Genomic DNA, 14160 nt, shown 5'->3' with positions numbered 1-14160 from the left:
CGCTCAGCCGCCGGTGCTCAGGACCACGGGGTGGACGCGGGCCGCGCCGTGGCGGCGCAGCTGCCCGCCGACCATCGCGCCCGTCCACCCGCTCTGCCGGACGTCGTCGACGAGGAGGCAGGCGCCCGCCGGTACCTCGCCCGCGATCCCGAAGGCCCCGCGCACGTTGGCCGCCTGCTGCGCGGCGCCTCGCTGGTCCGCCTGGCGCGGACGCTCCTCGCGGCGGACCACCACGGGGTGCCACGGGAGCTCGAGCGCGGCGGCCAGCCGGGCGCCGAGGTCGGACGACGGGTCGCCGGCGCGGCGCGACGGGACGGCCGCGACCCACTCCGGACGGATGCGCCAGCCCCGCACGAGCTCGGCCATCGCCGCCACGACGTCGTCGCCGACCCGTCCGGCGGCGATCTCCTCGCGCACCTGCTCGTCCCAGCCCGCGTCGCCGCGCCGGGCGAGCGCACGGCCGGGCTCGACGCGCACGTTCTCGGGGATCTTCCGCATGGCGCCAGTGGTGGCGTCGGGCGCCATCCGCTTCGGGTCGAAGTCGACGGGTCGCGAGCGCAGGGCCGCCTGCCCGGCACGGACCAGCTCGCGGTCCGGCGCGGCGGCGTACCGCGGCCCGGCGCACACGGCGCAGCGGCCGCAGTCCGACGGGTCGGGGTCGTCCAGCTGCTCCTGCAGCGTCCGCATCAGGCAGCGGCCGTCGGTGCCGTAGGCGGCCATCGCCTCCTGCTCCGCCCGCCGCAGCTCGGTGACGTGGCGGTAGCGCTCCGCGTCGTAGGTCCAGGTGCTGCCGGGCACGTCGACCCACCGGCCGCCGGAGCGTCCGACGGCCCCCTCGACGTCCAGCACCTTCAGCATGGCCTCCAGCCGGGTCAGGCCGAGGTTGACCTGCGCCTGGATCTCGCGGGTGGTGGCCCCCGCGTCGCCCGCGTCGGCCAGCACGCCGCGAACCTCGGCCACGCGCTCGGCGCTCGGGAACGCCTGGGTGATGAAGAAGTCCTGGATCCGCCGGTCCTCCCGGCCCCGCAGCAGCACGACCTCGGCGTGGTCGACGCCACGGCCCGCACGCCCGACCTGCTGGTAGTACGCCACGACGGAGCCGGGCGCCTGGTAGTGGACGATGAACCCGAGGTCGGGCTTGTCGTAGCCCATCCCCAGCGCGCTGGTGGCGACGACGACCTTCACGTCGTCGCGTTGCAACCGCTCCTCGAGCGCCACGCGGTCCTCCGACGCCTGCTGGCCCGTGTAGGCCTCGGCCGAGATCCCGTGCTCCTGGAGGAACGCCGCGACCTGCTGGGCGTCGGCGACCGTCAGGGCGTAGACGATGCCCGAGCCCTCCAGGGCGTCCGGGCCGCGGAGGTGCTCCACGAGCCACGCGAGGCGCTCCGCGGGGTGCGGCAGCTCGACGGTCTCCAGCCGCAGGCTCGTGCGGGCCAGGGACCCGCGGTAGGTGCGCAGCTCGCCCGCCCCGGCGTCGCCCTCGACCGCGAGCTGCTCCACGACGTCGGAGACCACGCGGTCGTTCGCGGTCGCCGTCGTGCCGAGCACCGCCGCGTCCTCCGGCAGGCCCGCCAGCACGTCGTTGATGCGGCGGTAGTCCGGCCGGAAGTCGTGGCCCCAGTCCGAGACGCAGTGGGCCTCGTCGATCACGAGCAGCCCGGTGCGCGCGGCCACCACGGGCAGGAGGCGCTCGCGGAAGCGGTCGGCGTTCAGCCGCTCCGGGCCGATGAGCAGCAGGTCGACGTCGTCCGACGCGATCAGGCCCTCGATCGTCGACCACTCCGCCTGGTTGGTCGAGTTGATCGTGTGGGCGCGCAGGCCCATCGCCTCCGCGGCCTGCAGCTGGTTGCGCATGAGCGAGAGCAGCGGCGAGACGATGAGCGTGGGCCCCGCCCCGCGCGCCCGCAGCAGCGCCGTGGCGACGAAGTAGACGGCGCTCTTGCCCCAGCCCGTCCGTTGCACGCAGAGCACGCGGGCGCGGTCCTCCACGAGGTCGCGGATCGCGTCGAGCTGGTGCTCGCGGAACGTGGCCTCCCCGTTGCCGGTCAGCTGGCGCAGCCGGCCGAGGGCCTCGTCGGCGAGGGGCGTGTCCGTCAGGGTCGACATCCCGGTCCATGCTGCCTGAGTACCCGTGCCGCGTGGGTCACGGGGCGTGCCGGATCAGGCGCGATCGAGCCGCGATCCCGCGACGAAGTCGGCTTCCTCGCGGCCGAGCTCGGTCGTCGGCTCGTCGCCGTAGAGGTACTCGCCGACGATCGCGCCCCAGTCGCCGCCCGCGTGCAGCTGACCGAGGACGATCGCGACGACGTCCGCCATCCGGCGGACGAGAACGGCCTCGGGCGGGAGCGTGAAGCGGTTGGCCTCGGCGCGCACGGCCTTGAACTGGGCGCGCTGCGCCGCGCGCTCGGCGGCCTCGTCGACCGGCGTCTCCCCGTCGACGGTCACCGGCGACGGGGCCTCCCCCGGCGCCCCGGGGGCCGGCTCGCCCTCCGGGGTGGTCCACACGCGCGGGTCGCCGGCGTCGGGCGTGAAGCGGCGGTCGCCGGGGACGGCGTACCACCCCGCCATGGCGCGCATGAGGCGCAGGACGAGGTCCTCGTCCATCGCGGCGGCGCGCTCCGGGGGCAGGTAGCCCGTGCCGATCAGGGCGTCGCGCAGGCCCGCGGCGTCGGCGTCGCGGGTCGCGCGGGCGATCGCGCGCTCCCCGTCGAGGTAGGCCGGGCCGACGTCGCGGAGCAGGCCGAAGTCCAGGAAGCAGACGCGGCCGTCGGCGCACCGCAGGTAGTTGCCCGGGTGCGGATCACCCAACGCGATGCCGTCGCGGAACAGGAGCCCGAAGAAGAAGCGGACGACGATCTCGCCGTAGCGGTCACGATCGTCCTGGTCCAGGCGCCGGACCTCCTCGAACCGCTGGCCCTGCACGAACTCCGAGACGAGCACGCGGCGGGTCGAGAGCTCCGTGTAGACCCGCGGGACCTTGACGAACGGATGCCCGCGGTAGATCCGCTCGATGCGGCGGTGGTTCTGCGCCTCGAGCTCGTAGTCCAGCTCCTCCGAGATCCGCTCCCGCAGCTCGTTGGCCAGCGACTTGGCGTCGAGGCCCGGCGCGATGCGCTTGACCAGGGGCAACAGCATCATCGCGTTGCGCAGGTCGGTCTCCACCGCCTCGGCAACGCCCGGGTACTGGACCTTCACGACGACGTCGTCGCCGTCGAGCGTCGTGGCGCGATGGACCTGCCCGATCGACGCCGCGGCGAAGGCCTGCTCGTCGAAGTCGGCGAAGACGGAGGAGAGCGGACCACCGAGCTCCTGGCGCATGAGCTTCTCGAGCTTGCGGAACGGGACGGGCGGGACGTCGTCGCGCAGCTGGGCGAGCTTGGTACGCAGCTCGTCGCGCTGGTCCTCGGGGAGACCGTCGAACTCGATCATCGAGAAGACCTGGCCGATCTTCATCGCGGCGCCGCGCATCTGGCCGAGCTGGTCGACGAGCTGGTGCACGAGGGCGCCGGTGCGCTCGGCGCGCGCCTCGGCGGAGCGCTCGGGCGTGCGGACCCGGTTCGCGGCCCGCATGCCGGCCCAGCGCAGGCCCTGACCGGCGACGAGCGAGCCGACGCGCGCGGTCCGCGCGACACGCCCCGTCGGCAGCTCCCCGGCGGACTCGGGGGACTTGTCGGACGGACCGTCGGGCACCCGTCGAGGGTAGCGAGCGGACCTGAGCGCCCGATCAGGAACGGACGCTCGGGCGCGCGGTGCGTCAGGCGACCCGGGGGCCGCCCGGAGCGGTTAGGCCGCGCCGGGCGGCCGATGGGCGACGGCCGCGCTAGCGGCCGCCGGCCGCGATGGGCGTCGGCCGCGCTAGCGGCCGCCGGCCATCGCCGGGAGGATCTGGAGCGTGTCGCTCTCCCCCACCGCGGTGTCGAGGCCCTGGAGGACGCGGACGTCCTCGTCGTTGAGGTAGACGTTCACGAACCGGTTGAGCTCGCCGTCGGCACCGTAGAGCTGCGTCTTGAGCTCCTCGTGCGCCGTGGAGAGGCCGTCGAGGACCTCACGGACGGTGCTGCCGTCGGCGTTGACCTGGCGCTCACCGCCGACGGACGGGCGCAGGACCGGGGGGATGCGAATCGTGGCCATGAGAGAGCGGGACCCTAGCCCGCGGCGGCGCAGAACGCCTCGTAGTCGGGGAAGACGCCCATCTCCTCGTCGGAGATCGACGCGCGGTCGCGGGAGCACACGGGGCACTCCGGATCCTTGCGGACCTTGACCTCGTTGAACTCGGCCGCCAGGGCGTCGTACATCAGCAGGCGACCACGGAGAGAGTCGCCCACGCCGATGATGAGCTTGATGACCTCGGTGGCCTGCAGCAGGCCCGCGGTTCCCGGCAGCACGCCGAGCACGCCGTTGGCGCCGCAGGACGGGGCGAGCTCGGCGGGCGGCGGCACCGGGAACAGGCAGCGGTAGCAGGGGCCGTCCTGCGAGGTGTCGAACACGGAGAGCTGCGCCTCGAAGCCGAGGATCGCGGCGGACACGACCGGCTTGTTCAGGCGGACGGCGGCGTCGTTGATGAGGTAGCGGGTCGGGAAGTTGTCCGTCCCGTCCACGATCACGTCGTAGGCCCGGAACAGCTCGAGCACGGAGTCGGCGTCGAGCCGGCCCTTGTGCTGGACGACGGTGACGTCCGGGTTGAGGTCGTTGATCCGCGTCGCGGCCGACTCGACCTTCGGCACGCCGATCGTGGCGGTGCCGTGGACGACCTGGCGCTGCAGGTTCGAGAGATCCACGACGTCGTCGTCGACGATCCCGATCGTGCCGACGCCGGCCGCCGCCAGGTAGAGGGCGTTCGGCGAGCCGAGGGCGCCGGCGCCGATGAGCAGCACCTTCGCGTCGATGAGCTTGATCTGGCCCTCGAGCCCGACCTCGTTGATCAGGATGTGGCGGCTGTAGCGCTCGCGCTGCTCCGCGGTGAGCGTGCGGGGCACGTCGACCTCGTAGCCGCGGTCCTTCCACAGCGTGTAGCCGCCCGTCATGGACTCGACGCGCTCGTACCCGAGGTCCTCGGTCAGCGTGCGGGCCGCCAGCGCGGAGCGGTTGCCCGACGCGCAGTAGAGGACGACGCGCTTGGAGCGGTCGCCGACCGCGCCGTCGATGCGGGACTCCAAGAACCCCCGGGGGACGTGGACGGCGCCCGGCAGCTTGCCGGCGGCGACCTCGTCGCTCTCGCGGACGTCGACGAGGACGACGTCCTCGTTCCACAGGACGTCGTGGACCTGCGCCGGATCGACTTCCGCGATCTGGCCCTTGATCTGGCGGACGAACTCCGCACCCGAAGGGGTCATGGCTTCACCTGAAGTTCCATAGGGATTACCGGCTTTACAAAGTGTAGCGGCCGGGCGGGTGCTTCCGGGACCGTCGCCGGGGCGGGGACCGGGCGCGCCCGCGACCGCCGAGGGACTACCCTCGAAGGGCCGTGAACGCCCGTGCTCGCCTGTCCCTCCTGACGACCGCCGTCGTGGTCCTCGGCGTCCTCGTCGCCCTGGCGCTCATGCGCCCTGCCGGCTCCGACTCCGAGGCCGCGGCCGAGGGCATCCGGACGGACGGCTCGCCGTTCCAGGGCGCCACGCGCCCGCCCGCGCCCTCCCCCACGTTCGCCCTGCGCGACCAGCAGGGCCGGCCCGTGTCCGTCGAGGACCTCCGCGGATCGGCGGCGATCGTCACCTTCGTCTACTCCACCTGCGACGACACCTGCCCCGCGATGGCGCGCCAGATCGCCACGGCGCTCGACACGCTCGGCGAGGACGTCCCGACGCTCCTGATCAGCGTGGACCCCGAGGGCGACACGCCGGGGTCGGCGCAGCGCTTCCTGAACAAGATGGGCCTGCGCGACCGGGCGCGGTTCGTGCTCGGCACGCGGGCGGAGCTGGCCCCGGTCTGGAAGGCCTACGGCATCCAGCCGCAGGGCGCCGGGTTCGACCACTCCGCCTACGCGCTGATCATCGACCGCAAGGGGCGCCAGCGCGTGTCGTGGCCCAGCGAGAAGCTGCAGTCCGACGGCCTCGCCCACGACGTGCGCGAGGTCCAGCGGCAGGACGCGGCGCAGGCCGCCGCCGCGCGCTGAGGCGCGCCGGCCGGGGCGGGGCGGGTCACGCGCGCCGGCTGAGGTGCGCCGGCCGGGCCCGGAGCGCCCGGGCCTGCGCGCGCCGCCGGACGGCGGCGCTCAGGCCCGGGCGGGCGCCGGGTCGAAGGGGGCGAAGGCGGCGTCCTCGCGGTCCTGGGCGGCGAGGTAGACGGCCCAGGTCTCGCGGCCGGGGCGGCGCGCCCACGCGGTCCACGCCTCGTGGGCGTCGTCGCGCGCCGCCTTCCACACGGCCTGCGCCAGGTCGTCGGCGTCGTAGCGGCGGACGACGATGTCGCGGGTGTCCTCGACGGAGTCGAGGAGCTCGTGCAGCGTGTGCGTTTCGCGGGTGGTCATGTTGCTTCTCTGATCGACGGGCTCGCCCTACTCTTGAGCACTCCGTACACGAGATCTGGTTCCACGTGAAAGGAGTCGCGTGTCGCGTCGCACGCGAGACGGGCCGTTGGGGGGAGGTCGTACCCGGGATACGGGCCGCAACACCCGGCGGTTGCGACCTGGTCGAGCCCGGGAGTACGCCGTCGAGACGACGACCATTGCGTTGACCGCAGACGGTCGCCGCAGCGGACCGCGACGACCGCGCCGGGACGCCCCGATGCTCGGGCGGCGCGGGTGGCCCGACGCCCGAGGGCGGTCAGGAGACGCCGCGCGCGTCCTCCGGGCGCGGGCCGTCCCGACGGTCGTCGTCGGCGTCGTCGAACGCGTCGTCGCCCTCCTCGGGCAGGTGGCGCCCGGCCCACCACAGGCCGCCGCCCACGATCAGGACGGGTACGAGGTACAGGACCGCGTGGTACCAGTGGCCGATGTGCGCGAGGAGCGTCACGAGAGCAACCATAGACCGAGCGACGTGAACGCCACCATCACGGCGAGCATCCAGTACTGGGAGCGGGCGGCGGCCCGCGGACCGCGGAACGTCCGCAGGGCCAGGTCGTGGGCCGCCACGAGGCCGGCGACGTGCCCGAGGACGAGCGCGGCGACCTGGACGTACCACGTCGCGTTGCCGCTCAGCACCTCGTAGTCGACCTTCCAGCCGGCCGTGCCGAACCAGTCCGCGCCGGTGCCCCGGGGGTCGGAGAGCAGGAACCCGAGCGCCTGGCCCTGGGACAGCAGGAACGAGAAGTAGTGCGCGACGGCGTAGCCGATCGCGATCGGCACCAGCGTCGGCGCGAAGCGGCCCATCAGCTCGCGGGCGTCCTGGTGCTTCGGGTCGACGCTGCGCACGCCCGCGATGCCCAGGCGGACGAAGCCCGTCACGAGCAGCGTCACGACGATCAGGCCGATCGTCGCCGCCACGGTGGCGGCCGAGCTCGCGCCGAGACCGAGCGAGCCCAGGGCGTCCTGCAGCGCGACGCCGGGGGAGCCGTCGGCCGTCCAGAGCTCGCCGCCCGAGACGCCGTCGAACGTTGTCGAGCCCACCAGCGCGAGCACGACGGCCGCGAGGCCCGGCTCGGCCCGCACCTCGGCCAGCCCCGTGCCCGGCCAGCGGAGCGTCAGCCGGCCGTCGTGCCAGCGCAGCGGGGCCAGGGAGGCGGCCAGGCGGAAGTAGCGGTCGAAGCCGTCGGCCTGGTCCAGGAAGCGGGTGCCGAAGACGGAGCAGCCGACGAGCATCGCGGCGCCGTAGAGCAGGGCGAGCACCCCCAGGAGCCCCGGGTCGTCCTTGTTCGGCGCCGCGAGCTCGAGCCAGGCGAAGGCGACCAGCACCGCCGCGGCGGGCCACAGGCCGAGGCGGGCCGGCCAGGACGTCGGGGCGGGGAGCCCGTCGGGACCGGCGACCCGCCGGCCGATCCAGGAGGCGGCGTCCGCGATCGCACGCCACGGGCTCAGGGCGCGCCACAGGTCGCCCACGAGGATCGAGAGCACGGGGAGGCCCACCCAGAAGCCGGCGTAGACCATCGCCGGGGCGACGTTCGAGAGGACGTTGTCCGTCCCGGTGATGCCGGCCCAGACCGTGAGCGCCCACAGGGCGACGCCGAGCGCGCCCAGCAGCACGCGGCCCGCGACGCGGACGGGCGCCGGCACGGCCCACGAGCGCCCGACGGCCAGCGCCGCGAGGCGCGGCCGCGGCCAGAGGACGGAGAGACCGACGAAGGAGAGGACGAGGACGATCGCCGCGGCCCAGGCGAACAGCCACTCCGGGATGGGCAGCGTGCGGGTGCCGCCGAGCCCGTGGGCGTCGGCCGCCGCCGGGGCGAGCAGCGCCGCGGCGAGCACCGCGCCCGCGACCCCGGGCCAGCGTGCGGTCCGGGCCGGTGCAGCATCAGGCATCCCGCGGATGGTAGGCAAGCGGGGCGCCCGGGGGACGCTCCTGTCCACCCCCTCCGACGATGTACCGTGTCGCCCTTCATGCGCGTGCCCGCCGAGACGATCCCGGCCCCTCCGTTCCCCCGCCCGGCGCTCTGGGCGAACGTCGCGATGCTGCGGATGGACCAGCAGAAGGGTCGCCCGGTGCTCATCGAGTTCTGGGACTTCGCCAACCCCGCGTCCGTGCGCAGCCTGGAGTACCTCAAGGCGTGGGACGCCCGCTACGGCGAGGCCGGGCTCCGGGTCGTCGGCGTGCACTGGCCCGCCTCGGACCTCTCCCGCGGCTACGAGCGCGTCGGTGCGGCCATCAAGCGCCTCGGGGTGACCTTCCCGGTCCTCATCGACGACCAGGGCGCCTACCGCGACGAGTTCGAGACCCCGGGCTGGCCGGCCCGCTACCTCTTCGACGGCACGAGCTGGCTCGTGCACTACGAGCACGGCGAGGGCGGCTACCGCGAGACGGAGGAGGCGATCCTCGAGCTGCTCGGGTCCGACGCCGAGCCGCTCGCGCCGCTGCGGCCCCTGGACGACGACGACGCGCTGCTCGCGATGCCGACGCCGGACCAGCCCGGCGCCTGGTCCGGTACCTACACCGCCGGCGAGGTGTGGGCGGTGCTCGAGCCCGGTCCGGACGGCCCCGGCTCGCTCGTCGTGGACGGCGAGACCGTCGTCGTGGACCATCCCGGCGCCTACCGCCTGGTCGCCCACGAGGTCTCGACGACCGCCGAGCTCGTGCTCGAGCCCGGCGACGGCACCGTCGTCCACGGCGTGAGCTTCGCCCCGGGCCTCGCGCCCGGAGGGTCCGGCGCGGCCTGAGCCCCGGGCCTCGCGCCCGGGGCGTCCGACCCGCCTGAGCCCCCGGCCCCGTCAGTCCTGCAGGCCGCGCAGGTCCGCGACGTCGTCGAGCAGGCGCAGGGGGCGGGCCGCCCCGTCCGCGTCGACCAACACCGCCCGCCCCGGCCAGTAGGCCGATCCGGGACCGGCCTCCGGACCGATGGGCGCCGTGCGGGGGTGCACCCACGCCCCCGTGTTCAGCATGCGGCCGCCCCGCTGGGTGGCCCATTCCCACGCGGGATCGCCCGGCAGCGGCCCGGCGCGGTGCGTGTGCCCAAAGATCAGCGCGTCGGGCGCCACGCCGAGCGCCTCGGCGACCCGGTCCGTCCCCCGCAGGCCGGCGGCGCGCAGCGTCTCGGGCGTCAGCTCGCGCTCGAAGCGCCCCAGGCCGGCGCGCTCGAGCGCGGCGAGCACGCGCGGCACCGCCAGGCGCAGGCCGCGCCCCGTCCAGCCGCGGTCGCCGTTCAGGCGCTCCCAGGTGGTCGAGGACGCCCGCTGGGTGGCGCCGACGGCCAGGCCCGTCGCGTGGTCGGCCAGCCCGTCCATCCAGCCGTAGCCGGGGGCCAGGACCCGCTCGAAGTCGTCCGGCCCCCGGAGGTCGTCCGGCGTGACCCCGTGGGTGCGGGCCGCGAGGCCGGCGGAGAGCCGCTCGAACGTCGGCATGCGCCACAGGGCGTCGACGTAGTGCCCGTGCATGACGAGCACCCCTCCGCGGCCGTTCGCGCCCGGCGGGACGAGCCACGCCCCGGGGTACGCGACCCGCAGCCGCGCGGGCGCCAGGGCCTCGGCGAGCGTGGCGGCCAGCGGCGACGCGTCGGCGGGGTCCAGCGTGGTGCTCAGCGGCAGGGGGTGGCCGTCCAGGCGTTGCGCGTCGAGCCACGAGCGGATCAGCCGGTGGTCGTGGTTGCCCGGGAGCAGCAGCAGTTCGCGGTCGGGCCCCAGCCGCTCCGCCAACGCCCGGAGGAACGGGCGGGCCCGGTCGAGGATCTCGCGCGGCGGGGCGTGGCGCAGCTCGAGCAGGTCGCCGGCGACCACGAGTCGGCCGACGCCGTCGATCGCGTCGAACAGGCGTCGTCGGGCGACGCCGTCCTCGCGGAGCAGGTCGATGCCGGAGTTCGCCCCGAGGTGCAGGTCCGAGACGACGAGGGTCGGGACGACCGCGCCGCCCGCCGGGTCGGGCACCGGCGCCCTAGGCCTGAACGGCCTCGCGGGCGGCCTGCTCCACGCGGATGGCCTTCGGCAGCATGAACCGCACGTCCTCGCGCACGACCTCGAGCTCGCGGACCTCCGTCGTGCCGCGCTGGCGGAAGAGGTCGACGAGGCCCTCGACGAGCTCCTCCGGCGCGCTGGCGCCCGACGTGATGCCGACGGTGCGGCGGCCCTGGAGCCACGCGTCGTCGACCTCGTCCACGTGGTCGATGAGGTACGAGTCCGTACCGAGCTCGCGCGTGACGTCGACCAGGCGCAGCGAGTTCGAGGAGTTCTTCGACCCGATGACGAGCACCAGATCGCACTGCTCGGCGAGCTCCTTGACGGCCGCCTGGCGGTTCGTCGTGGCGTAACAGATGTCGTCCTTGCGCGGACCCGTGATGTGGGTGAAGCGCTCGCGCAGGCGGGTGATGATGTCGCGCGTCTCGCCGACGGAGAGGGTCGTCTGCGAGATGTAGGCGAGCTTCTCCGTCTCGGGGTCGATGTCGAGCTTGTCGACGTCGTCGATCGTCTCGACCAGCGTGATGTGGTCGGGGGCCTCGCCCATCGTGCCCTCGACCTCCTCGTGGCCCGCGTGGCCGATGAGGATCATGTGGTAGCCCTCCTCGGCGAACTTCACGGCCTCGCGGTGCACCTTCGTCACCAGCGGGCACGTGGCGTCGATGGTGCGCAGGCCGCGGCGGCCGGCGTCCTCGTGGACGGCCGGGCTGACGCCGTGCGCGGAGAAGACCGTGACGGCGCCCTGCGGGACGTCGTCGGTCAGCTCGTCGACGAAGACGGCGCCGCGGGCGCGCAGGCTCTCCACGACGTGCTTGTTGTGGACGATCTCCTTGCGCACGTACACCGGGGGTCCGTAGAGGTCCAGCGCACGCTCGACCGTGACGACGGCCCGGTCCACGCCGGCGCAGAAGCCGCGCGGGCGGGCGAGCAGGACGGTGTCCGGGGTGGGGAGCGAGCTCACTCCTCCATGGTACGCGCCTTCGGGCGAGCCGTGGGCGGATACCCGACCCGACGGATCGGACATGACGCACACGCGGCCTGCAGACGCCGGGGCCCGGTGGGGTGGTCGCCCTCAGCGGCGGCGGCGCTCCGTCAGGAGCCAGTCGACGACGGTCTCCCCCGTCGCGTCGATCGCCCGCGCGGAGAGGCGGTCGAGCGTGTCCTGCGCCGTCTGCTTGTACGCGTAGTCCCAGTCGATGAGGTCGACGGCCGGCACGCCGGCCTGCAGGAACGGCACGTGGTCGTCGACGATGCCGACGCGGCCCGTGCCGGCGAAGACGGATCCCACGCCCGCCCGCTGCGCGGCGGCCCGCACCCGGGCCCACAGCTCCTCGTCGGACCCGGGCTCACGCGGGAGCCGCAGTCCACGCCCGGCGACGTAGTCCGCCACCACGACGGCGCCGAGCTTCCGCGCGTGCGCCGCGGCGTAGGCCTTCGAGCCGCGCAGGCCCTGGGCGAGGAAGTCCGCGTCGGCCGCGCCCGGCGGCAGCTCCTCGCCGTCCAGCAGCACGAACCGCACCTCGCGGGCGCCCGCGGGCCGCTTGGTCCCCGTGAGCGCGCGGGCGGCCTCGAGCACGACCGCGGTGCCGGCGGCGGAGTCGTTCGCGCCCACGAACCCGGCGGGCTCGATCTGCGTGTCGTAGTGCGCGGCGAGCACGATCGCGGGCCGGCGGCCCGGGATCGTGCCGACGAGGTTGAAGAGCCCCGGGTGGCCCGGGACCGCCTCGCGCCGCGCGCGGGGCAGGCGCGCCAGCAGGCTGCGCCGGACCCGCTCCAGCGCGGGGCTTCCCGAGGGCCGCGGGCCCGCCTGGAGCTGCAGCCGCACGAGCCGCAGCGCCCGGTCGGCGTCGAACCGGCGCGTGGTCGCCGCCGGGACCGCGGCGTCGGTCCGTCGGGCCGCAGCCAGGTCGGCGTCGAGCCCGCGACCCGCCGCGGGGGTGGCCTCCTCGCCCCGCGGGATCAGCACGAGGACCGCCACCAGCACCGCGGCGACGACCGCCCCCGCGGCGACGATCCACGCCCGCGAACGGCCGCCCGGGCGGCCGGTGTCGGAGGCGCGGCGGACGGGCATCGCCCCAGCGTAGACACCCGTGGCCGGGGCCCGTCGCGGCGGGTAGGGTGGATCGTCCGGGGCCCGCGCCCCGGACGCCCGCGCACACCGACGGAGGGGACCCCACCGCATGGCCCAGCAGCAGACGGACCGGCTCACGGCCGTGGACGCCGGGTTCCTCCACCAGGAGGGGCCGGCGTCGCACATGCACATCGGGGGCCTCACGCTCTTCGAGGGCCCCCCGCCCGCGTTCCACGAGATCCTCGACACGATCCGTGGACGCCTGCACCTGCTGCCCCGCTACCGCCAGCGCCTCGAGCACGCCCCGATGCAGTCGGGCAACCCGGTCTGGATCGACGACCCGGCGTTCAACCTCGAGTACCACGTGCGCCGCACGGCGCTCCCCTCCCCCGGTGGCCGGGACCAGCTGCGGGAGGCGACGGCGCAGATCTTCTCCCAGCGCCTCGACCGCTCCAAGCCGCTGTGGGAGCTGTGGATCATCGAGGCGCTCGAGACGGACCGCTGGGCGATGATCTCGAAGACGCACCACGCGCTCATCGACGGCCTCAGCGGGATCGACATCGCCACCGCGCTGCTCGACATCGGGCCGGAGCCGATGGAGATCCCCCACCCCGACGAGGCGTGGCAGGCCCGCCCCGTCCCGTCGCGCGCGGAGCTGCTGACGGACGGCGTGCTCGGCGTCGGACGCGCGGCCGTCCTCGGGGCCGCCCGGGCCGTCGAGGCGCTCGGCCGCCCGAAGGCCGCGATCCACCGGGTCAAGGAGGTCGGGGAGGGCGTCGGCGAGATGGCGTGGGCGCTGCTGAACCCCGCCCCGCCGACGCCCCTGAACGTCCCGATCGGCCCCCACCGCCGCTACCGCGTGGTGGAGGGCGACCTCGCCGCCTACAAGCGGATCAAGGACGCCTTCGGCGGCACCGTCAACGACGTCATGCTCGCGGCCGTCACCAGCGCGTTGCGCGAATGGCTGCGCCACCGCGGCGTGCGCACCCAGGGCCTCGAGCTCCGCGCGCTCGTCCCCGTCTCCATCCGGTCGCCGAACGAGCAAGGGCAGCTCGGCAACCGGCTGACCGCGATGCGCGGACCCCTGCCCGTCTACATCGAGGACCCGGTGCAGCGGCTGACGTTCATCCGCGAGGCGATGAAGGGGTTGAAGGAGAGCAAGCAGGCGCTCGGCGCGGAGACGATCGCCAACGTGCAGAGCTTCGCCCCGCCGACGATCCTCGCGCAGGCGTCGCGGCTGACGTTCTCGACGCGGCTCTTCAACCTGCTCGTCACGAACGTGCCGGGGCCGCAGTTCCCGCTCTACTTCCGCGGGCGGCGGATGGAGCGGGCGTTCCCGATCGCGTTCCTCCCCCAGGACCACGCGCTGGCGATCGCGATCCTCTCCTACGACGGCGCCGTGAACTTCGGACTGATCGCCGACCGCGACGCCGTACCCGACCTGAAGCTGCTCGCGGACGGGATCGCGGCGGCCGTCGACGATCTCGACTCGCTCGCGCAGACGGTGAACGCGCACCGGGCCGCCGACCGGGCGGCCGTGGCGGGCGACTGATCCGGGCGGCAGCGGCCGGGACGGGGGAGCCTCAGGGGTGAGCGGCCGGCCTCAGGCGCGACCGGG

Annotated in this window: 13 protein-coding genes; 3 read left to right on the top strand and 10 right to left on the bottom strand. The window is 74.8% G+C overall.

Annotated features, from left to right (window positions below; all coding sequences use genetic code 11):
* Nucleotides 1-3: 3 nt before the first annotated feature.
* From F593_RS0104975 to moeB, 4 genes are all read right to left on the bottom strand, one after another.
* A complete protein-coding gene (locus F593_RS0104975; protein WP_022927656.1) occupies nt 4-2106 on the bottom strand; it encodes a RecQ family ATP-dependent DNA helicase in 2103 nt (700 codons plus the stop codon).
* A 54-nt stretch (nt 2107-2160) separates the two neighbouring features.
* Entirely contained in the window at nt 2161-3690 is a 1530-nt protein-coding gene (locus F593_RS22555) for an ABC1 kinase family protein (protein ID WP_022927655.1), read from the bottom strand.
* A 165-nt stretch (nt 3691-3855) separates the two neighbouring features.
* Nucleotides 3856-4131 carry a ubiquitin-like small modifier protein 1 gene (locus F593_RS0104965; protein ID WP_022927654.1) on the bottom strand — a complete coding sequence of 92 codons (276 nt, stop codon included), beginning with the start codon at nt 4129-4131 and terminating at the stop codon, nt 3856-3858.
* A gap of 14 nt (nt 4132-4145) precedes the next feature.
* Nucleotides 4146-5333 (bottom strand): molybdopterin-synthase adenylyltransferase MoeB, encoded by a 1188-nt coding sequence (moeB, locus tag F593_RS0104960; protein WP_022927653.1) that lies wholly within the window; start codon nt 5331-5333, stop codon nt 4146-4148.
* Nucleotides 5334-5464: 131 nt separating this feature from the next.
* Between moeB and F593_RS27795 the strand changes: the two genes are divergently transcribed.
* Complete coding sequence (locus tag F593_RS27795; protein ID WP_022927652.1) at nt 5465-6112, top strand: SCO family protein; 648 nt, start codon at nt 5465-5467, stop codon at nt 6110-6112.
* A gap of 99 nt (nt 6113-6211) precedes the next feature.
* On the opposite strand, the gene F593_RS0104950 is transcribed toward F593_RS27795, so the two are convergent.
* From F593_RS0104950 to F593_RS0104940, 3 genes are all read right to left on the bottom strand, one after another.
* The gene (locus F593_RS0104950) at nt 6212-6466 is read right to left on the bottom strand and encodes a hypothetical protein (RefSeq protein WP_022927651.1); all 255 of its coding nucleotides are present in this window, start codon (nt 6464-6466) and stop codon (nt 6212-6214) included.
* Between the two features lie 295 nt (nt 6467-6761).
* Entirely contained in the window at nt 6762-6950 is a 189-nt protein-coding gene (locus F593_RS0104945) for a hypothetical protein (RefSeq protein ID WP_028721443.1), read from the bottom strand.
* Nucleotides 6947-8392 carry a hypothetical protein gene (locus tag F593_RS0104940; RefSeq protein WP_084629480.1) on the bottom strand — a complete coding sequence of 482 codons (1446 nt, stop codon included), beginning with the start codon at nt 8390-8392 and terminating at the stop codon, nt 6947-6949. The genes F593_RS0104945 and F593_RS0104940 overlap by 4 nt, the downstream gene beginning before the upstream one ends.
* A gap of 66 nt (nt 8393-8458) precedes the next feature.
* Here F593_RS0104940 and F593_RS22545 point away from each other — a divergent pair, with 66 nt between their 5' ends.
* Complete coding sequence (locus F593_RS22545; protein ID WP_022927649.1) at nt 8459-9244, top strand: thioredoxin domain-containing protein; 786 nt, start codon at nt 8459-8461, stop codon at nt 9242-9244.
* Nucleotides 9245-9295: 51 nt separating this feature from the next.
* Here the strand turns inward: F593_RS22545 and F593_RS0104930 are convergent, their stop codons facing one another.
* From F593_RS0104930 to F593_RS0104920, 3 genes are read right to left on the bottom strand one after another with little or no spacing between them, the layout of a single operon-like run.
* A complete protein-coding gene (locus F593_RS0104930) occupies nt 9296-10444 on the bottom strand; it encodes a metallophosphoesterase family protein (RefSeq protein WP_022927648.1) in 1149 nt (382 codons plus the stop codon).
* A 7-nt stretch (nt 10445-10451) separates the two neighbouring features.
* A complete protein-coding gene (locus tag F593_RS0104925) occupies nt 10452-11495 on the bottom strand; it encodes a 4-hydroxy-3-methylbut-2-enyl diphosphate reductase (RefSeq protein ID WP_084629478.1) in 1044 nt (347 codons plus the stop codon).
* A gap of 48 nt (nt 11496-11543) precedes the next feature.
* Nucleotides 11544-12542 carry a M28 family metallopeptidase gene (locus F593_RS0104920; RefSeq protein WP_022927646.1) on the bottom strand — a complete coding sequence of 333 codons (999 nt, stop codon included), beginning with the start codon at nt 12540-12542 and terminating at the stop codon, nt 11544-11546.
* A 109-nt stretch (nt 12543-12651) separates the two neighbouring features.
* Here F593_RS0104920 and F593_RS22540 point away from each other — a divergent pair, with 109 nt between their 5' ends.
* A complete protein-coding gene (locus F593_RS22540; protein ID WP_022927645.1) occupies nt 12652-14094 on the top strand; it encodes a WS/DGAT/MGAT family O-acyltransferase in 1443 nt (480 codons plus the stop codon).
* Nucleotides 14095-14160 lie beyond the last annotated feature (66 nt).

It is taken from the genome of Patulibacter americanus DSM 16676 (assembly GCF_000420025.1).
Lineage (GTDB): Bacteria > Actinomycetota > Thermoleophilia > Solirubrobacterales > Solirubrobacteraceae > Patulibacter > Patulibacter americanus.
This window is presented reverse-complemented; position numbering and strand designations above follow the sequence as displayed.

Excerpts from the sequence above, each read along its gene's own strand:
- F593_RS0104975 (WP_022927656.1), bottom strand. The coding sequence starts at position 2,106 with ATGTCGACCCTGACGGACACGCCCCTCGCCGACGAGGCCCTCGGCCGG.
- F593_RS0104965 (WP_022927654.1), bottom strand. The coding sequence starts at position 4,131 with ATGGCCACGATTCGCATCCCCCCGGTCCTGCGCCCGTCCGTCGGCGGT.
- moeB (WP_022927653.1), bottom strand. The coding sequence starts at position 5,333 with ATGACCCCTTCGGGTGCGGAGTTCGTCCGCCAGATCAAGGGCCAGATC.
- F593_RS0104950 (WP_022927651.1), bottom strand. The coding sequence starts at position 6,466 with ATGACCACCCGCGAAACGCACACGCTGCACGAGCTCCTCGACTCCGTC.
- F593_RS0104940 (WP_084629480.1), bottom strand. The coding sequence starts at position 8,392 with ATGCCTGATGCTGCACCGGCCCGGACCGCACGCTGGCCCGGGGTCGCG.
- F593_RS0104925 (WP_084629478.1), bottom strand. The coding sequence starts at position 11,495 with ATGTCCGATCCGTCGGGTCGGGTATCCGCCCACGGCTCGCCCGAAGGC.
- F593_RS0104920 (WP_022927646.1), bottom strand. The coding sequence starts at position 12,542 with ATGCCCGTCCGCCGCGCCTCCGACACCGGCCGCCCGGGCGGCCGTTCG.
- F593_RS22540 (WP_022927645.1), top strand. The coding sequence starts at position 12,652 with ATGGCCCAGCAGCAGACGGACCGGCTCACGGCCGTGGACGCCGGGTTC.